Annotated in this window: 19 protein-coding genes; 17 read left to right on the top strand and 2 right to left on the bottom strand. The window is 39.0% G+C overall.

Annotation, left to right across the window (positions count from 1 at the left end):
* Positions 1-36: 36 nt before the first annotated feature.
* A complete protein-coding gene (leuS, locus tag E0H82_RS12040; protein ID WP_131265017.1) occupies positions 37-2658 on the bottom strand; it encodes a leucine--tRNA ligase in 2622 nt (873 codons plus the stop codon).
* 380 nt (positions 2659-3038) lie between these two features.
* Positions 3039-3422 carry a DUF4124 domain-containing protein gene (locus E0H82_RS16555; protein ID WP_165492950.1) on the bottom strand — a complete coding sequence of 128 codons (384 nt, stop codon included), beginning with the start codon at positions 3420-3422 and terminating at the stop codon, positions 3039-3041.
* Positions 3423-4048: 626 nt separating this feature from the next.
* On the opposite strand from E0H82_RS16555, the gene E0H82_RS12030 reads away from it, so the two are divergent.
* From E0H82_RS12030 to hisS, 17 genes are all read left to right on the top strand, one after another.
* Positions 4049-5776: an acetolactate synthase 3 large subunit gene (locus E0H82_RS12030; protein ID WP_131265016.1), complete on the top strand. Its 1728-nt coding sequence runs from the start codon at positions 4049-4051 to the stop codon at positions 5774-5776.
* Positions 5773-6264: an acetolactate synthase small subunit gene (ilvN, locus tag E0H82_RS12025; protein ID WP_116760478.1), complete on the top strand. Its 492-nt coding sequence runs from the start codon at positions 5773-5775 to the stop codon at positions 6262-6264. The genes E0H82_RS12030 and ilvN overlap by 4 nt, the downstream gene beginning before the upstream one ends.
* A 105-nt stretch (positions 6265-6369) precedes the next feature.
* Positions 6370-7386: a ketol-acid reductoisomerase gene (ilvC, locus tag E0H82_RS12020; protein WP_004983494.1), complete on the top strand. Its 1017-nt coding sequence runs from the start codon at positions 6370-6372 to the stop codon at positions 7384-7386.
* A 147-nt stretch (positions 7387-7533) separates the two neighbouring features.
* Entirely contained in the window at positions 7534-8367 is an 834-nt protein-coding gene (locus tag E0H82_RS12015; protein ID WP_228258656.1) for a DUF2971 domain-containing protein, read from the top strand.
* An 807-nt stretch (positions 8368-9174) separates the two neighbouring features.
* Positions 9175-9693 carry a hypothetical protein gene (locus E0H82_RS12010; RefSeq protein ID WP_131265015.1) on the top strand — a complete coding sequence of 173 codons (519 nt, stop codon included), beginning with the start codon at positions 9175-9177 and terminating at the stop codon, positions 9691-9693.
* Positions 9694-9762: 69 nt separating this feature from the next.
* Positions 9763-10464: a molecular chaperone gene (locus E0H82_RS12005; protein ID WP_171458290.1), complete on the top strand. Its 702-nt coding sequence runs from the start codon at positions 9763-9765 to the stop codon at positions 10462-10464.
* An 18-nt stretch (positions 10465-10482) separates the two neighbouring features.
* Positions 10483-12795, top strand: a complete 2313-nt coding sequence (locus tag E0H82_RS12000) for a fimbria/pilus outer membrane usher protein (RefSeq protein ID WP_131265013.1) — start codon at positions 10483-10485, stop codon at positions 12793-12795.
* Positions 12796-12807: 12 nt separating this feature from the next.
* On the top strand, positions 12808-13218 hold the full coding sequence (locus E0H82_RS11995) for a hypothetical protein (RefSeq protein ID WP_131265012.1): 411 nt from the start codon (positions 12808-12810) through the stop codon (positions 13216-13218).
* Between the two features lie 152 nt (positions 13219-13370).
* Positions 13371-14654, top strand: a complete 1284-nt coding sequence (locus E0H82_RS11990) for a glycosyltransferase family 4 protein (RefSeq protein ID WP_131265011.1) — start codon at positions 13371-13373, stop codon at positions 14652-14654.
* Between the two features lie 28 nt (positions 14655-14682).
* Positions 14683-15234 carry a phosphatase PAP2 family protein gene (locus E0H82_RS11985; RefSeq protein WP_131265010.1) on the top strand — a complete coding sequence of 184 codons (552 nt, stop codon included), beginning with the start codon at positions 14683-14685 and terminating at the stop codon, positions 15232-15234.
* Between the two features lie 80 nt (positions 15235-15314).
* The gene (gene iscX, locus E0H82_RS11980) at positions 15315-15515 is read left to right on the top strand and encodes a Fe-S cluster assembly protein IscX (RefSeq protein WP_116760462.1); all 201 of its coding nucleotides are present in this window, start codon (positions 15315-15317) and stop codon (positions 15513-15515) included.
* A gap of 126 nt (positions 15516-15641) precedes the next feature.
* The gene (gene ndk, locus E0H82_RS11975; RefSeq protein ID WP_004983508.1) at positions 15642-16073 is read left to right on the top strand and encodes a nucleoside-diphosphate kinase; all 432 of its coding nucleotides are present in this window, start codon (positions 15642-15644) and stop codon (positions 16071-16073) included.
* 123 nt (positions 16074-16196) lie between these two features.
* Positions 16197-17432, top strand: coding sequence for a 23S rRNA (adenine(2503)-C(2))-methyltransferase RlmN (gene rlmN / locus E0H82_RS11970; protein WP_131265009.1), 1236 nt, complete (start codon positions 16197-16199; stop codon positions 17430-17432).
* A 15-nt stretch (positions 17433-17447) separates the two neighbouring features.
* A complete protein-coding gene (gene pilW / locus E0H82_RS11965) occupies positions 17448-18263 on the top strand; it encodes a type IV pilus biogenesis/stability protein PilW (protein ID WP_131265008.1) in 816 nt (271 codons plus the stop codon).
* Positions 18254-19048 carry a helix-turn-helix domain-containing protein gene (locus E0H82_RS11960; protein WP_131265007.1) on the top strand — a complete coding sequence of 265 codons (795 nt, stop codon included), beginning with the start codon at positions 18254-18256 and terminating at the stop codon, positions 19046-19048. Before pilW ends, E0H82_RS11960 begins: the two co-directional genes overlap by 10 nt.
* A gap of 20 nt (positions 19049-19068) precedes the next feature.
* Complete coding sequence (ispG, locus tag E0H82_RS11955; protein WP_116760454.1) at positions 19069-20184, top strand: flavodoxin-dependent (E)-4-hydroxy-3-methylbut-2-enyl-diphosphate synthase; 1116 nt, start codon at positions 19069-19071, stop codon at positions 20182-20184.
* Positions 20181-21476, top strand: coding sequence for a histidine--tRNA ligase (gene hisS / locus E0H82_RS11950; RefSeq protein WP_131265006.1), 1296 nt, complete (start codon positions 20181-20183; stop codon positions 21474-21476). Before ispG ends, hisS begins: the two co-directional genes overlap by 4 nt.
* The last annotated feature ends 30 nt before the right edge of the window (positions 21477-21506 follow it).

The following is a 21506-nucleotide window of genomic DNA, read 5'->3' as shown; positions in this document are numbered from 1 at the left end:
CCAAACCTCCCTTTATAAAAGGGAGGCTTTAAGGCTTTAAACCACCAAATTTACTAACTTATTTGGCACAACAATTTCTTTCTTGGTTGGTCCAGTTAAGAATTGTTGTACTTCTGGTAAGGCTTTCGCCAGTGCCAATAATTCATCTTTTGATGTATCAACAGACACTTCTAATTTGCCACGTAATTTACCATTGATTTGTACCACAATCGTTTGAGTATTACGCGTTAATGCAGATTCATCGACAACAGGGAATAAGCATTGCGTCAATTCAATGCCAAACTGAGTCAATAAAGTTTGACTTAAATGTGGGGCAAATGGTGCCAGTAAAGTCAACAAGGTGATGATGGCTTCACGTGCTACCGCAACATCGTTATCATCTTTCGCTTCGAACTTGTTGCTGGCATTGAGTAATTCCATCAATGCTGCAATTGCCGTATTAAACGCATGGCGACGTTCGATGTCATCACCCACTTTTTGAATGGTTTCATGCGTTTTACGACGTAAGTCTTGCGCGTCTTTCGACAGAGTTGCTGTATCAATTGTAGTGGCGTGATGACCTTTTTCAAGGAAACCAGTTGTCAAACGCCAAACACGTTTCAAGAAACGGTTTGCACCTTCCACACCTGCATCAGACCATTCTAAAGATTGATCTGGTGGAGCAGCAAACATCATGAAGACACGTGCTGTATCTGCGCCGTATTGATCAATAATCGCTTGTGGGTCAATCCCGTTGTTTTTCGACTTAGACATTTTTTCTTGTCCACCGATGACAACTTCCTGACCATCACCTGAATATTTTGCCGAAAGAATACGACCTTTTTCATCTCGCTCTAATTCGATGTCGGCAGGGTTGAACCAAGTTTTCTTGCCATTTTCTGCTTCACGATAGAACGTATCTGCCAAAACCATGCCTTGAGTGAGCAAGTTGGTAAATGGCTCATTACCTTGAACAACACCTTCATCACGCATCAATTTATGGAAGAAACGTGCATAAAGTAAATGCAGAATAGCGTGTTCTACACCACCAATATATTGATTGACTGGTAACCAAGATTGCGCTGCTTCTGGTTTTACCATACCACCAGTAAAGTCTGGAGATGCGTAACGTGCATAGTACCAAGAAGATTCTACAAAGGTATCTAAAGTATCGGTTTCACGACGTGCTTCGCCACCACAGCATGGACAAGTGGTTTGGTAAAACTCTGGCATTTTGTTTAATGGGTTACCAGAACCATCTGGAACCACATCAGTTGGTAAAATTACTGGTAATTGATCTTCTGGTACGGTGACTTGACCACACTTGTCACAGTTGATCATTGGAATTGGACAACCCCAGTAACGTTGACGAGAAACACCCCAGTCACGTAAACGGAATTGAACTTTTGAATTCGCTAAAGCTTGTGGTTCTAATTTTACAAGGAAAGCATCAAAAGCGGCTTGGAATTCTAAACCATCGAACTCGCCAGAATTCACCAATTTACCATCTTTCGAGCCGTACCATTCTTGCCATTCAGTTGCAGAGTAGTCAGCATCATCAGCACCTTTGGCATCAATCACTTGCTTAATTGGCAAGTTGAATTTATTGGCAAATTCAAAATCACGTTCGTCGTGTGCAGGAACCGCCATCACAGCGCCAGAACCGTAAGACATTAATACGTAGTTTGCGATCCAGACAGGAAGCTCTTCGCCAGTTACAGGGTGTTTTACAAACAAGCCTGTTGCCATGCCTTTCTTTTCAGCAGTGGCTAAATCAGCTTCTGCCACTGAACCCATACGACATTCTTCAATAAATGCAGCCAATTCAGGATTATTTTCCGCCGCTTTCAGTGCCATAGGGTGTTCTGCTGCCACAGCAACATAAGTCACACCCATAAGCGTGTCAGCACGTGTTGTATAAACAGTTAAGCCGTCAGCATAGATTTCAGTGTTCGCAGAAGGGAAAGTAATTTCCATACCTGTAGAACGACCAATCCAGTTACGTTGCATGGTCAAGACTTGTTGTGGCCAACCATCTTTTAAGGTATCTAAATCATCTAATAATTCTTGTGCATAGTCGGTGATGCGGAAGTAGTACATTGGAATATCACGTTTTTCAACCAATGCACCTGAACGCCAACCACGACCATTTTCAACTTGTTCATTGGCTAACACCGTCTGGTCTACTGGGTCCCAGTTCACGGTTGAAAGCTTACGATAGATTAGGCCTTTCTTATAAAGCTGAACAAATAACCATTGTTCCCAGTGGTAGTATTCTGGTGTGCAGGTCGCAAATTCGCGATCCCAGTCGACAGATAAGCCCAATTTTTTTAATTGGTCACGCATATACGCGATGTTTTCAAAAGTCCATTTTGCAGGTGCAACTTGGTGTGCAATCGCCGCATTTTCAGCAGGTAAGCCAAACGCATCCCAACCCATTGGTTGTAAGACAGTTTCGCCCTTTAAGCGATGGAAACGGCTAATGACATCGCCAATGGTATAGTTACGCACATGACCCATATGCAGCTTGCCACTTGGGTAAGGGAACATCGACAGAATGTAACGATGAGGACCTTCGACAGTGTCGGCAACTTTAAAGACTTTACGATTTTCCCAGTCTTGTTGGACAGAGGGTTCAATCGCACTAGCTTGATATTCAGGGTCAATATGAGTAGTCATAAACGTATTTAGGAACAACGGTTAAAAGTTTGCTGCACAGCATAGCGCAAAACTGGGTGCAATGTCAGTTTTTAGATGGGGTTTTATCTTGCAATATGCACAACCAAAATTTCTCAAATAGCTATTTAATAGGATGAGTTTTTTGAATTGGCTAATTTCTCTTTCTTTTGTGAATAGGCTAATTGAATGTAGGTCTTTAACCTTGTTTGGGTGTGGACACCGAATATATCGCTGTATAGAGATGTTTGTTTTTCCTTGCCGTATTCATGCATTATTTTTTGTACGTATACGGCAATCATTCTATTGAATCAATGCTTGAGCGAATCAGATGATAAGCCATCATCTGATTCGCTCATTTTAAAGTTCAGAAAAGAAGATAATTAGTCGTTTTTTAAATGGGTTCTTTTACTCGGTTCAGGCGTCATCGGTGGGGGAGTAGGAGCAGCAGTTGCAGAGGGAATAGGTGGTGTGGTGACGGCTGGCGGATTGGCTTTTTCGTCTACGGCTTGTTGAGCTGTTTCAGCTGCTTCTTTTGCTATTGGCACAGCTGTATTTGTGGATTGAGAGGATGGCGAATTTGCCCAGCCATAAGTTTGAATTTTCCCTTTTTTTTGTGCACTTTTCGGTGGAGGTGTGGCGGTGTAATGCGTTGAGCCATTCGCATCGACCCATTTGTAATAATCTTTAGCCCAAAGTGATGCACTAGAAGATAACAAGGCACAAGTGAGTGCTACACTGCTGATCAAATGAAATGGAAGTGACATAAGATTTTGTCCTGTTTTATTTCTCTATGAAGATGTTTTGTCTGTAAAGTTGTCGTAAAAGTAAATTTATAGATTCCAGAACAGAAGATGACGTGTGCAAAATAGTATAGGTTGATTTTCCAGATGAACAAGCAATTCTAGTGTTTAAATGTTTAAAAATATATACATTTAATCTCGAAAAATTATAGAGATAGATGGAGTATAGTGGAAATTCTACATAATTTATTCAATGCTTGATTGAGTGCACAAAAAATCACATTTTGTTTAAAAAACAAACGGTCTGTAAATAATCAAAAAAAAGCTGATTTTTCAACTTGACAATAATGGATTAAACAAGAAAAATGCTGTCTTTAGTTTTATGTGCCTTCTCTCGATCACCCTTCGAAGAAGTGTTACGTCATGCAATGGGCGTCATCTCTAGCCGAGATGGTGAACAAAGCAAATAAAAATATGTTTATCCCAACATGTTTTAGATCCCATATTGCTCAAACAGCAAACGGATCGGATTTTTTTCCTATTGCCATGAAAACTATGAAATATGTGTGCTATAACAGTGCAGACAATTAATGAATGAACACTGCTGATGTCTCCCATCAAGCGGTGATAAAAGATTAGGGTGAATCACGTTGGAACTTTTATCTGGTGGTGAAATGCTTGTTCGCGCATTAGCGGACGAAGGCGTTGAACATGTTTTTGGATACCCAGGCGGCGCAGTTTTACACATTTACGATGCGCTTTTTCAACAAGACAAAATTAATCATTATCTCGTACGCCATGAGCAAGCTGCTGGTCATATGGCAGATGCCTATTCGCGCGTTACGGGTAAAACGGGTGTAGTACTGGTCACTTCTGGTCCAGGCGCAACCAATACCGTTACTCCAATTGCAACCGCTTATATGGACTCAATCCCAATGGTGATTTTGTCTGGTCAGGTGGCTTCGCATTTAATTGGGGAAGATGCATTCCAAGAAACAGACATGGTCGGTATTTCACGTCCAATCGTGAAACACAGTTTCCAAGTGCGTCATGCGAGTGAAATTCCTGCAATTATCAAAAAAGCATTCTATATTGCAGCTTCTGGTCGTCCGGGCCCAGTTGTTGTCGATATTCCGAAAGATGCAACCAACCCAGCAGAAAAGTTTGCCTACGAATACCCAGAAAAAGTGAAGATGCGTTCTTATCAACCACCGCATCGTGGTCACTCAGGTCAAATTCGTAAAGCGATTGATGAACTGATTAATGCGAAACGTCCTATCATTTATACAGGTGGTGGTGTCGTTCAAGGTAATGCATCAGCTTTATTAACTGAATTGGCACATTTACTGGGCTATCCAGTGACCAATACTTTAATGGGCTTAGGTGCTTTTCCAGGCAATGATGAGCAGTTCATCGGTATGTTGGGCATGCATGGTACCTATGAAGCCAATATGACCATGCACAATGCGGATGTGATTTTGTGTGTTGGTGCGCGCTTTGATGACCGCGTAACCAATAATCCTGCAAAATTCTGTCCAAATGCCAAAGTGATTCATATTGATATCGACCCAGCGACGATTTCAAAAACCATTATTGCACATATTCCAATTGTGGGTGCAGTCGAGCCTGTTCTTCAGGAAATGTTGGCACAGTTGAAACAAATGAATGTGTCTAAGCCAAATCCTGAAGTGATTGCAGCTTGGTGGTCGCAAATCAATGAATGGCGCAAAGTACATGGTTTGAATTATGACAAACCAACTGATGGTTCAATGAAGCCACAGCAAGTGGTTGAAGCATTGGATAAAATTACCAATAGCCAAGCAATTATTACGTCGGATGTCGGTCAGCATCAGATGTTCGGTGCGCTTTACTATAAATACACACGTCCACGTCAATGGATTAATTCGGGTGGTTTAGGGACTATGGGTGTGGGCTTGCCTTATGCAATGGCAGCCAAATTAGCCTTCCCAGATCAGCAAGTGGTGTGTATTACGGGCGAAGCATCGATTCAGATGTGTATTCAAGAACTTTCTACCTGTAAGCAATATGGCTTAAATGTAAAAATTCTCTGCTTGAATAACCGTGCTTTGGGTATGGTAAAACAGTGGCAAGATATGAACTATGAAGGACGTCATTCAAGTTCTTATGTAGAGTCGCTGCCTGATTTTTCTAAGTTGATGGAAGCATATGGTCACGTTGGTATCCAAATTGACCATGCTGATGAGTTAGAGTCGAAGCTTGCTGAAGCAATGGCGATTAACGATAAATGCGTATTTATTAATGTCATGGTTGATCGTACCGAGCATGTTTATCCAATGCTTATTGCGGGTCAATCGATGAAAGATATGTGGTTAGGTAAAGGGGAGCGCACATCATGAGACATATTATCTCTGTCCTTGTAGAAAACGAAGCTGGTGCGCTTTCTCGTTTGGTGGGTTTATTTTCTCAACGTAATTATAACATTGAGACCTTAAACGTTGCACCAACTGAAGACCCAACCTTATCTCGTTTGACATTAACGACTTATGGTGATGACCATAAAATTGAACAAATCACCAAACAACTCAATAAATTGGTTGAAGTGGTGAAAGTGGTTGATTTGTCTGAAGGTGCACACATTGAGCGCGAATTGATGTTGATAAAAGTCAAATCACTCGGTTCGGCGCGTGCTGAAATTAAACGAACTGCGGACATTTTCCGGGCGCAAATTGTTGATGTCACCCCAACGACCTATACCATCCAAATCGCGGGTACGACCGAAAAAATTGATGGTTTTATTGATGCTCTAGCAGAGAATACCATTCTTGAAGTTGTACGCTCTGGTGTTTCAGGCATCGCGCGCGGCGAAAAAGTTTTAACCATTTAATTATTTAACACGATTCAACCTCCTTTTGAGAAAAGAGGGGGATTTCATCAAAAACAAATCTCTTGATGGAATTACAGAATATCAAGCATTTTAGCGGAGACAGCAATGCAAATTTTTTACGATAAAGACTGCGACTTATCTATCATCCAATCTAAGAAAGTAGCGATCATTGGTTACGGTTCACAAGGTCACGCGCATGCGCTTAACCTTAAAGATTCTGGTGTAGACGTAACTGTTGGTTTACGTGCGGGTTCTACTTCTTGGAAAAAAGCTGAAAATTCGGGTCTTAAAGTTGCTGAAGTTCCTGCTGCTGTAGCACAAGCTGACGTAGTCATGATCTTGACTCCAGATGAGTTCCAATCACAACTTTACCGTGACGTGATTGAACCAAACATTAAAGAAGGCGCGACGTTAGCATTTGCTCACGGTTTCTCTGTTCTTTATAACCAAGTAGTTCCACGTGCTGACCTTGACGTAATCATGGTTGCACCAAAAGCACCAGGTCATACTGTACGTTCTGAATACCAACGTGGTTCAGGTGTTCCTGACTTAATCGCGATTCATCAAGATGCGTCTGGTAATGCCCGTAACCTAGCACTTTCTTATGCTTCAGGCGTAGGTGGTGGTCGTACAGGTATCATCGAAACTTCTTTCCGTGAAGAAACTGAAACTGACTTATTCGGTGAGCAAGCAGTTCTTTGTGGTGGTGCGGTTGAACTTGTGAAAATGGGCTTCGAAACTTTGGTTGAAGCGGGTTATGCGCCTGAAATGGCTTACTTCGAATGCTTGCATGAACTTAAGTTAATCGTTGATTTGATGTTTGAAGGCGGTATCGCGGACATGAACTACTCAGTGTCTAACAACGCTGAATATGGTGAATACGTAACTGGCGTTGAAGTGATCAACGAACAGTCTCGTGAAGCGATGCGTAATGCACTTAAACGCATTCAATCAGGTGAATATGCGAAAATGTTCATCAACGAAGGTGCGTTGAACTACCCATCAATGACTGCTCGTCGTCGTCAAAACGCAGCGCATGGTATTGAAGTAACAGGTGGTAAGTTACGTGCGATGATGCCTTGGATTCAAGCAAACAAGATCGTAGATAAAGAAAAGAACTAAGGTTCGGTACTTTACACAAAGAGGAAAGCAATGCTTTCCTCTTTTTTTATGCCTTAAATTCAGGATGTAGATAAAAATAATAATAAGTTTATGATTTATATAGGATAAAATCCTGCTTTGGCAGGTTCTTTTATTTGAGTAAGAACAATGATTTTATATAAATATGTCAGTTTTGAAGCAGGTTTAAAGATTCTTGAAACTGGTGCTTTAGGCTTTTCTGATTTAGAGGATTTTAATGATCCATTCGAGGCGACTGCATTAGGTCTAACAGAAAGTGATATTTCTCAAACTGTTCGTTTTAGAGCATGCCGTAATCGCCTATCAAGAAAATATGTCGTTCTTTCGCTTACTCGTGCACCATTAAATCCGCTGATGTGGTCACATTATGGAGATAGTTATAAGGGAATGGTGATTGGTATAGATACAATCAAAGCAGGTTTTGAAAATGCTGAACAATATATTATTCCAGCGCATCGAGGAGAGATCATTTATGTAAATACAGCACCTAAATCTACAAATGAGATTAGTCATGAGGGTTTAATGGCAATAGGTGACTCATCAATTATGAATTGGCAAAAATACGAAAGGTTTTTAAAGCATGCATTTTTATATAAGTCTTTATGTTGGGCTTATGAGGAAGAGGTACGTATCGTTAAAAATATCAGCAGTGCAAATTTTACATATCACTATTCGAGTAAAAAAGAACAAATAATAGATGGTCAGGCTTGGAAGAGAGTGCAATTACAAACAAGACCAATCTATTTACATGAAATACCCAAAGAGGCTTTTGTTGAAGTTTATATAGGTGAAAATTGCTATAGGGATCAACGAAAGAAACAGCAGAATAAAACACAAAGACCTGTTGACTCAGTGAATAGTATTGACGTATTAAAAGCACATTGTCGATCCAGTAAGGCTGTTTTACATCGTGTTGATGTGGATATTGAAAGTTGGTCGCTGAGAAAGCATGAAATAATATGATGGATAAGTGGAGCTAATAATTCTCTTGATATTACTGCACGCTGAATGTTAAGACCCTGCATAAATAGGGTTTATTTTTCACAAGCAAAAGTTGTTCATTTGCGTTTTGTGCTGAATTAAATTCGTTCTTATGATTTGAATGAGGGGAATTATAAAAGTGTATAAATTATGAAAATTACATGTAATAGGTAAACGGATTGCATGCTTAAGGATATTTAAGGTTTATTTAATTTTTTTTGAAGAATATTAAGCTTATTATGTGTTCATAAATAGTTAAAGAATAAGAATTTGATTTATATGAGTAATTAAATAATTAGTGATTTTTTTAATGTCTGTAAATATTAGAATTTGTGTAACTTGTCTTTTTTTTGGTATATTTTGATTGTTAATTATATTTTTTAAAAAAAAGTGTGATTAATTTCAATAAATAGATTATTTAGTAATTTTATAGGAAGTTATTGTAATATTAAGTAAATTGTAAAATTATATAAAAATTTTATTAATCAATTGCTTATTTCTTGTTATCAGAATAGTAAGTTTTATATTTAATAATTAATAAGAAAAGTTAATATCACCATTTTTTTATATTTAACTGAAAAACAGCATTGTTGGTCGATATTAAAAATCAGACATAAAATAATAAAAATCACGTGATTTAACACTGTATAAGTTGCTCCTTTTGAAATTGAATATGATAACTATGCGCTTACGAAAAAGGCTCAAGAATAACAGATGACCATTTGTAAGTTGCTGTTTTTAAATAATATATAACCTTTTTGAAGAAAAAATGAACTGGGAGATAGGGCCATGAAATTACAAGTACAGGCTGCTTTGGCAGCATTAATTTTAGGTATGTGTTCGACAGTGGTTTTAGCAGATGGTGAGGAGGGTGCAAAAGGTGATGATGGTGGATATCATCACCCAGGTCGTGACGGATGTGGGACCAAATGTGATGGTAAAATCGATATTGAATTATTTGTTGAAAAACACTGTGATTTAGATATTGATAAATCAAAAATCGTAATGCAAAAAAATCTTATTGGTGGAAAATGGAGTGGACAATCTGGTTTCGATGTCCGTGCAAATGCGCCATACAGCCTAAACATCACTAAACCAACTACTTTAGATAATGAAATAGATGCTTCGCAAAAAATTCCAGTGAATGTTGATACTAAACTTGGTTTATTCAATTACACTGGGGCAGTACTTCCTTATACCTCATCAACTAGAACATTTACAGTAAAAGCAGAAACTGTAAGTGCCGTGTCTGACATGGCACATTGGGGTACCTATAAAGGAACTTATAAAGTAGCTGTTGCATTCTAAATAAAAATAGGAAATAGTGGTGTATGTGCATAACATGCACCACTATAATAATTTTAAAAGGGAATAAATATGAGAAAAATAATTTTATTCTTAATTTTAAGTAGTTTAAGTAATTTTTTATTTGCGGGAATTAAGTTTACACCAGTACAACTTTATTTAGGTGATAAAAATAAGCAGCAGAGAAGTACCACTGTAATTGTGGAAAGTTCTGATTTTGATCGTTCTAAAATTTTTGAATTGTCTGCGGTGAAATGGAGTCAAAATGAAAAAGGAGAGGATGTCCTTGTAGAAGAAAAAAATATATTATTTAACCCTAAAATTTTTGAATTAAAACCTGAAAGTAAACAAATTGTCCGTGTTGGTTTTAGTCAATCATTTACAGCTGATGAGCTAGATCGTGAAAAAACTTGGCGTATTATTTTTAATGAAGTTACACCAGTAGCGGATGATGAGGCGATAAATTTTCAGTTTAACTTTTCATTGCCATTATTTGTGGGTAAACAAGATAAAACTAACCTTGATGTAAAACTTAAGACGATAAATAATAATATGATGGTGGATATTAAAAATATTGCAAAATCACATGTACAAATTACAGATATTCGATTGGTAGATAGTCGGAATAATGAATTATTACAAAAAAGTTTTAATCGATATTTGCTTATTGGACAGAAATATACATTTGATTTGGGTGAATTGTCTAAAAAACCAAATGATAAAATAAAAGTGAAAATTAAAACTGATAAAGATGGAGATTTATTGGAATATTAAATCTTCGAGGGTGATTCTATGAAATGTTTTAGAGTTGTTCTGGTTTTTTTTAGTGCAGTCGGAATTGCACAAGCCAATGTTAATGTATTAGCAGAAACGAATGCAGGGGCACTCATTGTAAATGTTTGGTTGAATGGTGTAGATCGAAATATTGAAACAGTGCTATTGGTTACTAAGGACGGAGAATATATAGAGTGTAAAACATTAAGTGAATTAGGTGTTAATCCTTCCAAATTTGAAAAGAACCATGGTCAAGATGGTTTTTGTTTAATGCGCGGTTCAGATATAAAATTTCAAAAAGATGATGCACTACAGGCAGTTAAAATTGACTTGCCTGCTTCTTATTTTAACGATAATAATTATGAGAATTTAGTTGTTACCCCAGCGCGGGCAAATTTTGGGGGGTTCATTAATTATGATTTCTTTTATTCCAAAGATGACTTTTCGAATGATTTTAATGCCTATTCAGAAATTGGGGTATTTAAAGATTACTGGTTATTCAATAATGCAATTTTATATAAAGATTCACCAGATGTAGGGGAAAAGCAATTTTTACGTGTCAGTTCATTATTTGAACTTGAGTTTCCTGAAAAATATTTAAAATTAAGAATAGGGGATAATACGAGTGTCTATAATTCGTTAACCAATTCATTCCGATATGGTGGGATAAGTTTCGGTACAAACTATACAGATCGTCCAGATTTTGTATATTGGAATATGCCAACTTTACAAGGAAGCGCTGCATTACCATCAACCGTGGATTTATATATTAATGGCGTAAACTTATATAAACAGTCGATAACTCCAGGTAATTATTCTTTACAAAGTGGAGCAACGATTGACCAAGCAGGTGAAGCGCGGGTTGTTGTACAAGATATTCTGGGAAATCAGACCGTACAGAGTTTTCCTATCTATATTAGTAGTCAATTATTGCGTGTGGGTTTGAATGAATATGATGTTTCTTTAGGTAAGCTAAGATATAACTACGATGAGGATGATAGTGATTATCGTGATTTCTTTTCAAAAGTATTTTTCCGTCGAGGGGTTGCTGCAAGTACAACTTTGGGGTTTGATGCAACTTACTCAAAAGATGTGAGTAATATAAGCTTTATGTGGACTCAAGGTGTAAGTAAGTTTGCTTTACTTGATACTGCATATGCAGTGAGTGATTATAATGGAGATATTGGGCATGCAGCTTCTGCTTCAGTTAGCAGAAATTTTGGAACATGGTCTTTTGGTTTAAACACTCATTATTATACTGAAAAGTTTCAACAGTTAGGTTTTGATGAATATGATTTTAATACAAAAATATCTAATCTTGCTTATATAAACTTCTCAAATCTAAGATTTGTTGATGGTTTTAATTTAAGTTATGTTGACAATAAAAATTATAAAGTGGATGGTTTTGAGTCTGTTGATAGTAAAATTGTAAATGTGGGTGTTCAGAAATTATTAACTAAAAATTTATATACAAGTTTAAATTATTTTAAAAATTTTGAAGATGGTGATGATAGTTTTAACATAGTTCTTAGTTATAATTGGAATACTCGAGGGAATGTTGATTTAGAACATAGTACAGATAATGGTGAAACCGTACTAAGTTATTCTAAAAATAGTTTATTGCAAAATGGTCTTGATTATTCAGTCGCTGTTTCTAATATTGATAGTGAATTTAACTCTCATGGTTATGGGTTGTATAAAACTAATATTGGTGATTTTAGAGCATCTTATGATGAATATACAAATAATAAAGTAACTCAAGCTCAATATCGTGGAGCAATAGTTCTTTTGGGTAATAAGCTGTCAGCAACAAAATATGTGGATAATGCTTTTGCCTTGGTTAATGTTGATGGTATGAAAGATGTAGATGTTTTAAGATCATTGTCTGTTGTTGGTAAGACGAATGATAAAGGGTATTTATTTGTACACGATATTATTCCTTACATAAATTACGATATTTCTTATGATCAAGATCAGCTGCCTTTGGATTATACATTTGATCAGCCAATACAAAAATTAAGTGCATTAAATCAAAGAGGTTATATTCTAGATTTCAAAGTTGCAAAAACCAAGAAATTTGTAGTTAATTTAAAAGATTCAAATAATAAGAATTTTCCTGTTGGGACAGTTGTAAAAATTAATGGTAATGAGGATGAAAGTTACTTTATTGATAGTAATGGTTTAGTTTATTTGTATCTTTCAAAACCAGTGAAATATGATCTAAAACTAGCGATGCAGGAGGGAAAAACTTGTAATACATCTTTCAGTATTTCGCAGACTCAAATTGATAATAGCAATGATGCACAAGTCATCAATTTAGTTTGTAAGTAATAGGAGGTTGGTATGAAACCAATTTTTTTAGCTTGCTTAATTTCTATGAGTTGTAGTGCGGTTTATGCGGCAGGATGTTCGGTCAGCGGTTTTTCTGCCCCTGAAATGAAATTAGCCAACTACTATCATAGTCAGACAGCCACATCTTTTAACGTTTCTTGTGATCGCAGTTATTCGATTTCATTCCGAAGTCAGAACTTATTAAATGCCAGTGGTTCAAGTTATGTGTCGAACGGGCCATATAAAGTCAAAACTCAAATGAATATTCGCGGTGCAAGTGAAAATTTATGGGGGGTTCAAATGAGACAAAAAGCTGGAGCCAATCAAAAGTATATAATTTCAGCTCAACTCGAAGAGAATCCTTTATATAGCGTTCCTGCAGGAGTTTATCGTGACCGAATCTATGTCAATGTGGATTTTTAATTTCGTTGTAAAGCCGTTAGGTTTTGTAAATGATCAACAAAAGGGAGGTAAATGTTATCTCCCTTTTGTATTTCACGGGAATGTCAAACAACAATCATCAAACTGTAAACAAAGTCATCTAAGCTAGAAGAAAATCAAGCAATAGGTGTTATATGTCTTACATATCCACTGTGGGCCTGCTAAAACAACAAGATTTTCCAGACAGCTTTAAGTTTTATTTCAAATTACAAAAAAACAAAAACAGCGTAGAAGAAATAAGTGTTTTAAAAGATCTGGTTCGTCCACGGTTAAAAATTGCAATCGTCACAGAAACATGGCCTCCAGAAGTCAATGGAGTAGCGTTATCTCTGATGCAGCTTTGTAAAGGGTTGCAAAAGCAGGGGCATAAAATATTGCTGATTCGTCCAAATCAAACTGTGCAAAGCATAGAGTTTTCCCCAAATAAAGAATGTTTGGTTACAGCCCAAAGTATTCCTAAATACCCAAGCTTGCAATTCGGTTGGCCGCAGTTTTTGAAGGTTGCTAATGCGCTGGATGAGTTCATGCCGAATGTGGTGCATGTGGTGACTGAAGGACCATTGGGGCTTACAGCCTTGCACGCTGCAAAAAGTCGAGATATTCCAGTATCGAGTGGTTTTCACTCGCCTTTTCAGGATTTTAGTCGCTTCTTTGATTTGGCATTTTTAATAAAACCGATACAGCATTATTTACGTTGGTTTCATAACAATACCCAACTGACTTGTGTCCCGAGCAAAGATACCGAGAAGGCATTAAAGCAATTTGGTATTAAATGTCCGTTGGTGGTAGTGGGGCGGGGTGTAGACACGCAGCAATTTTCTCCCGCACATCACTCTGATGCATATCGGTGCATTTGGGGGGCAGACTGTCATACCACAGTGATGCTTTATGTGGGACGATTGTCACCCGAGAAAGAAATTGATGTGCTGATTCGTAACTATATATGTATGTTACAGCGTGGCGAAAAACATTATAAATTGGTGATTACGGGTGATGGGCCTGACCGTCAACGCTTAGAAGCTTTAGGCGAATCACATGGCGTGATTTTTACGGGAAGTTTAACTGGTAAGAATCTTGCAAGTGTTTATGCAAGTGCAGATGTCTTTGTATTTGCTAGTCAAGTAGAAACCTTTGGTAACGTTGTTTTAGAAGCAATGGCGAGTGGTTTACCTGTCGTGGCATATAATTATGCATGTGCTCATATGCATATTGAACAGGGTAAAACAGGATGGCTGAGTCCATTAAATGATGTCAATGCATTTTCGAAACACATGCTGAATTTACCAAGGCGACAACAACTGAAGAGTATGGGGCAAAGTGCCCGTCTGAACGTAATGGAAATGGGGTGGCATCATCCCGTGACTCAACTAGAACAAGCCCTATATCAGGTGGCAAAGGAAACCCGAATGATCGCGTAAGCAAAACAAAAGCTTGAGGAGAGGAATTATGAATTTTAAGAATGCAAAAATAAAAATACTCGATCTCGACTTAAAAGGTTGTTTATATCTGAACCATTTTTCCCATTCAGAGCGAGTGGCACTTTTTTTTAAACTGATTAGCCGATTAGGTGATGGTTTTTTCTGGTACATCATGTTGATGAGCCTTTGGATGTTGCAAGGTTTGTCTTATAGCTTGCAAATGCTGTATTTGATTTTGGGTTCTTTACTGGGCACGGCTATTTATAAAGTTCTCAAAACTAAAACAGTGCGCCCACGACCTTATCAGGTGCATCAAGTGATTCGTCTTTGTGAGCGCCCTTTAGATCATTTTAGTTTTCCCTCTGGACATACTTTGCACGCAGTGATGGCGAGTGTGGTGATTGGTTATGTTCAGCCCATCTTATTGGTCTTAATGTTGCCCTTTACGGTGTTGGTGGCCTTGTCCCGTATGGTGCTAGGCTTGCATTATCCTAGTGATGTAGCGGTTGGCGCTATAATAGGTGCGAGTGTTGCCGCAGTGATTATTGCATGTGCACCGATGTTTAGCATGGTCTTGTAGATTGAATCGTACTGAGCCGTTTTTCAGACATGATGAAATTTGTTAAAGTAGCCAATTCATAGCATAAATTAGGAACAGTCATGGGTTTACGTTGGACCGATACCATGGATATCGCGATTGAATTATATGAAGCACATCCAGATGTGGACCCACAATGGATTCGTTTTACCGACTTACACGCGTGGGTGTGTGCTTTGCCTGACTTTAGTGATGATCCAACTAAGTCGACTGAAGGTTTGCTTGAAGCAATTCAAATGGCGTGGATTGACGAAGCCAGCTAATCCAGTGCTTTTCTAGCAGCACATCGAAAAAATCCAGTTTTTTTACATTACAAAAGCTGATAACGGCACATTATTCGGTATAATGCGGCAAAATTTTCACGTCTAATTTGACTTAAGGAGCCAATCATGGCTATTGAACGTACTTTATCTATCGTAAAACCAGACGCAGTTGCTAAAAACCACATCGGTGACATCTTTGCTCGTTTTGAAAAAGCTGGTCTTCAAATCGTTGCAACTAAAATGAAACACTTGACTCAAACTGAAGCTGAAGGTTTCTACGCAGAACACAAAGAACGTGGTTTCTTTGCTGACTTAGTTGCGTTCATGACTTCTGGTCCAGTAGTTGTTTCAGTTCTTGAAGGCGAAAATGCAGTTCTTGCTCACCGCGAAATCCTTGGCGCAACTAACCCTAAAGAAGCTGCTCCAGGCACAATCCGCGCTGACTTCGCTGTAAGCATCGACGAAAATGCTGCTCACGGTTCTGACTCTGTAGCATCTGCTGATCGTGAAGTTAACTACTTCTTCGCTCAAACTGAGATTGCTCCGCGTACTCGTTAATTCGCAGTATTCGAACCAGATAAGTGTTATACTGCTTATCTGGTTTTTTTATTCCCTTAAATTTTATTTGCTTGAATATTGAGCAATCTCTTTCTATCTTCGACATGGTTTAGGTAATTACACATGAGTACTGAAGTGGTCGTTTCATCTGCAACGTCTGATGAATCGCAACAATCTTTGTCCACTCCAACACAGCAACCTTCTGTGGAAAAAGTGAATTTACTGGGCATGTCACGTCTTGAACTGGAACAATTCTTTGAAGCTATGGGCGAAAAGAAATTCCGTGCAGGACAGGTGATGAAATGGATCCATCAATATTTCGTGACTGATTTTGCTGAAATGACTAACATTTCTGGCAAGTTACGTGAAAAATTAGAGCGCGTATGTGAAATTAAAGCGCCAGAAGTCGTACACCGTAACTATTCTAAAGATGGCACACGTAAATGGGTGTTCCGTGTTGGTGATGGTGAAGGTTCATTGGTTGAAACTGTTCTCATTCCAGCCGAAGATAAAACAGGCGCACGTAAAACCTTGTGTATTTCCTCACAAGTGGGTTGTGCCCTAGATTGCTCATTCTGTTCTACGGGTAAACAAGGTTTCCAACGTGATTTAACACCTGCGGAAATTATTGGTCAATTGTGGATGGCAAACTACTCCTATATGGAAGAAGTACCTGTTGCTGAGCGTGAACGTACCGTGACCAATGTGGTCATGATGGGAATGGGTGAACCATTACTCAATTATGATGCGGTCTTAAGCGCTATGCGGTTAATGCTGGACGATTTTGCTTATGGGATGTCGAAACGTCGTGTGACGCTTTCAACGTCAGGTGTGGTTCCAAAAATTGACCAGTTGGCACAAGATATTGATGTGGCATTGGCTATTTCATTACATGCCCCAAATGATGAATTACGGAATGAATTAGTACCAATCAATAAGAAATATCCGTTGGATCAATTGATTGCAGCATGTCAGCGCTATTTGGCGAAAGATGGTAATGAAAGTGCACGCCGTCATGTCACCATTGAATATGTGATGTTGGATGGGGTGAATGATCAACCCGAACACGCACAACAGCTGTTGAAATTGTTAAAGAATTTACCAAGTAAAATTAATTTAATTCCTTTTAATCCGTTTCCGCATGCACCATATGGGCGCTCAAGTCGTAACCGTATTATTTCTTTCCAAAAAACTTTGTCTGATGCAGGATTTGTGTGTACGATTCGTCAGACACGTGGTGATGATATTGACGCTGCATGTGGACAGTTGGTTGGTCAAGTGGCTGACCGCACACGTCGTGCAGAGCAGTGGAAGAAAAAAGTGGCTGAGCGGAATGAGATTTTGCGCTCAAACGGATAATAAAGGGGCTATTAATTGAGTAAACCCACCTACAAATTTGCATGTATTACAATGTTTTGTCTTTCAGCGTCATTGGTGGGTTGTATTACGACAACGACGTCGTCAGCACCAGGGTTTAAAAAAGACCCTGAGAAAGCAGTAGAAGTACGAACTCAATTGGCAGCGGAATATATTCGTAAGGGTGACTTAGATGCGGCAAAACGCGCACTTGATCAAGCATTAGAAATGGAACCACGTGATTCCACGGCGAATATGATGATGGGCGTGTTGTTACAGCAAGAAGGTAGCCCTGCCAATATGGAAAAAGCGGAGACACATTTTAAACGTGCAATTTCCGCAGATCCTAAAAATGCGCAAGCTCGTAACAACTATGGTACGTATTTATACGTCGTAGAGCGTTATAATGAGGCGATTGAACAATTAGCAATTGCTGGTTCAACCTTAGGTTATGATCAGCGATTCAAGGCGTTGGAAAATTTAGGACGTATTTACTTAAAGTTGGGTGATACAGCGAATGCTGAAAAATCATTCAAGCAAGCATTGCAAGTGAATTCGAATTCTTATGTTTCAATGTTAGAGTTGTCGGAAATATTTTATTTAAGACAACAAATTCCTGCTGCGACACAGTTATATGAACAGTTTGTTCGTCTGGTTGGGCAGAAAAATCAGAGTGCGCGTGCATTATGGATTGGTATTCGTATTGCGCGAGCCAATGGCGATCAGATGGGAATGCAAGTGTTAGTCAATCAACTGCGTGCATTGTTCCCAGATAGCCAAGAATACACACGTTATTTGCAATTACAGTACAGTACTGAGGCCGTATGGAAGTAAATCCTAATTCACCGCAATCGAATGGTTCAAGCGTAGTACCTAATGCATTAGGAAATGTCCAGCGTCCTGGAGAATACTTACGCCAGAAACGTATTGCTCAAAAACGTGAATTAAGTCAAGTTGCTGCAGATTTAAAAATTCCTGTAAAAACATTAACTGCATTAGAGCAAGATGAATATAAATCTTTGCCAGAAGCAACCTTTATTAAAGGTTACTATCGCACTTATGCAAAATATTTAAATGTTGATGCAACCTCACTGATTCAACGTTTTGATGAAATCTATGCCAATGATACAGGTATGGTGCCTAATCATGCCTTGGATAATTCGCCAATCAAGATTATGGGCAAATTGCCAGGTTCAAACAGTGAGCGCAACCGTAAGTGGTTAAAGCGATCTGTCATTATCATCATCATCTTAGTGATCTTGGCTGCAATTGTTGGCACGATTCAAAACTGGGGCTCATCTAGTACGAATTCAGAAAGCAGTGCGGCAGATGCCAATAAATCTGAAGTTGAAGTCTTATCAGTGGGCGGTGCGACCGCAGTTTCTGGTGATCAATTGGTCTTGAATTTTAACCGTCCGACCTCAGTTCATATTGTGGATTCGACGGGTAAAGTTTTAGCCACAGGTCGTCAAGCCAATACGTTAACCTTAAGTGGTGAAGCACCATTCCAAATTCGTTTGGATGATGCGGCCGCAGTGTCATTAAGTTTGAACAATGAGCAGATTTCATTGTCACCATATACAGTAAATGGGAAAGCAGAATTCCGTTTATCTCGTTAATGGTGCCAGAGTAAATAATCATGATTGTAAACCCGATTCAACGCCGTACTACCCGCAAAATTCGTGTGGGTTCTGTTTACGTCGGAGGTGATGCTCCGATCAGTATTCAAAGTATGACCAATACTGAAACGTGTGATGTCGAAGCAACTGTCGCTCAGATTCAGCGTTGTGCAGATGCTGGTGCTGACATTATGCGTGTTTCTGTACCGTCGATGGAAGCAGCCGAGGCCTTTGGTGAAATTCGTAAACGCGTACAAGTCCCTTTAGTGGCAGATATTCACTTCGATTATAAAATCGCATTGAAAGTGGCTGATATGGGTGCGGATTGTTTGCGTATTAATCCGGGTAATATTGGTTCGGAAGCAAAAATTCGTGAAGTAGTTGCTGCGGCGCGCCATCATGATATTTCTATGCGTATCGGAGTAAATGCGGGTTCTTTGGAAAAAGACATTCAAAAGAAATATGGTGAACCGACAGGTCAGGCTTTGCTTGAATCGGCAATGCGTCATATTGATATTTTAGACCGTCTGAATTTCCATGAGTTTAAGGTTTCTGTGAAAGCATCGAATGTGTTTTTGACCATGGATGCTTACCGTTTGCTATCTCAACAAATTGATAATCCATTACATTTAGGTGTTACCGAAGCCGGTATTTATCGTACAGGTTCAGTAAAATCGGCCATTGCATTGGGTGGATTGCTGATGGAAGGCATTGGTGACACCATGCGTATTTCATTGGCAGCAGAACCCGAAGAAGAAGTTAAAATTGGTTTTGATATTTTAAAATCACTCAGCCTTCGTTCAAATGGCATTAACTTTATTGCTTGCCCAAGCTGCTCACGCCAAGAATTTAACGTGATTTCAGTGATGCAAGCCTTAGAAGAGCGTTTGGAAGACATTCGTACCCCAATGGACGTATCGGTCATTGGTTGTAAAGTGAATGGACCAGGCGAAGCCAAAGAGGCTGATATTGGCGTGGTGGGGGCAAGTCCACGTTCGCTTGTGTATCGTAATGGCGAGAAAAGCCATCTGATTGATACCAACCAGTTAGTTGATGAAATCGAAACAATGGTTCGTCAACGTGTTCTAGAGCTTGAAGAAGCTAAATCTAAAGAGATCATTCGTAGTTCATCATGAGTTCAATTGTCGCAATCAAAGGTTTTAATGACACTCTTCCAACGCAAACACCTGCATGGAGACGTCTAGAGCAACATTTAGCATCGTTAATGGATGCCTATGGTTATCAACAAATCCGTTTGCCTATTGTTGAACAAACCAATTTGTTCAAACGTTCGATTGGTGATGCAACGGATATCGTTGAAAAAGAAATGTACACCTTCTTGGACAAAGGTAATCCACCTGAGTCTTTGACGCTGCGTCCTGAAGGAACGGCAGGCTGTGTACGTGCCATGCTTGAGCATAATTTGCTCCGTGGCGCGACCCCGCGCGTGTGGTATATCGGACCAATGTTCCGTTATGAAAAACCACAAAAAGGGCGTTATCGTCAGTTCCACCAGTTTGGTGTGGAAACCTTTGGTGTAGCGACTCCAGATATGGATGCTGAGCTGATTTTAATGACGGCACGTCTATGGAAACGCATGGGGGTGGCGGATAAAGTTCAACTTGAATTGAATACTCTCGGAGAGTCTGATGAGCGTGCCGCTTATCGTGCAGCTTTGGTTGAGTTTTTGGAATCGCATAAAAATGATTTAGATGAAGATTCACAGCGCCGTTTGATCACCAATCCGTTGCGTATCCTTGATTCTAAAGATGCAAAAACCCAAGCTATTTTAGAAAATGCACCGAAGTTGCATGACTTTATGGGTGAAGAAACTTTACAGCACTTTGCAACTTTGCAGCAGTATTTAACCGATGCAGGCGTTGAGTTTGTGATTAATCAGAAACTGGTTCGTGGTTTAGATTATTACAACAAAACGGTATTTGAATGGACCACCACTCATTTAGGTTCACAAGGTACCGTGTGTGCAGGTGGTCGCTATGACGGTTTGGTTGGACAGTTAAAAGGAAAGGCTGACCAGTCTGTACCTGCGGTTGGTTTTGCTATGGGGATGGAGCGTTTATTACTGTTGCTTGAGCAAGTTGAAGAAGTGGCTCCAATTCGTGATTGCGAGATTTTCTTGGTGGCAGATCCTGCTTCTCAAGGTAAGGCATTGGTATTGGCAGAACAATTCCGTAATCAGTTAGACGCTACGCAAAGCTCATTGCGTTTAAAAGTTGGCTCACAAGGTTCAATGAAAAGCCAAATGAAAAAGGCAGATCAGTCAGGTGCTCTGTATGCCTTGATTTTGGGTGAGCGCGAGTGGGAAGCACAGCAGCTATTGGTCAAAACTTTGGCGACAGCAGAACAGTGTGAAGTCGCAATGGCTGATGTCGTACCATTCTTCATCGAAAAATTTTCTTCAAAATAAGAGTCAAATAACATTTAGGAAAAGGGTAAT

It is taken from the genome of Acinetobacter sp. ANC 4910 (assembly GCF_004331035.1).
In the GTDB taxonomy this organism is placed as follows: Bacteria; Pseudomonadota; Gammaproteobacteria; order Pseudomonadales; family Moraxellaceae; genus Acinetobacter.
This window is presented reverse-complemented; position numbering and strand designations above follow the sequence as displayed.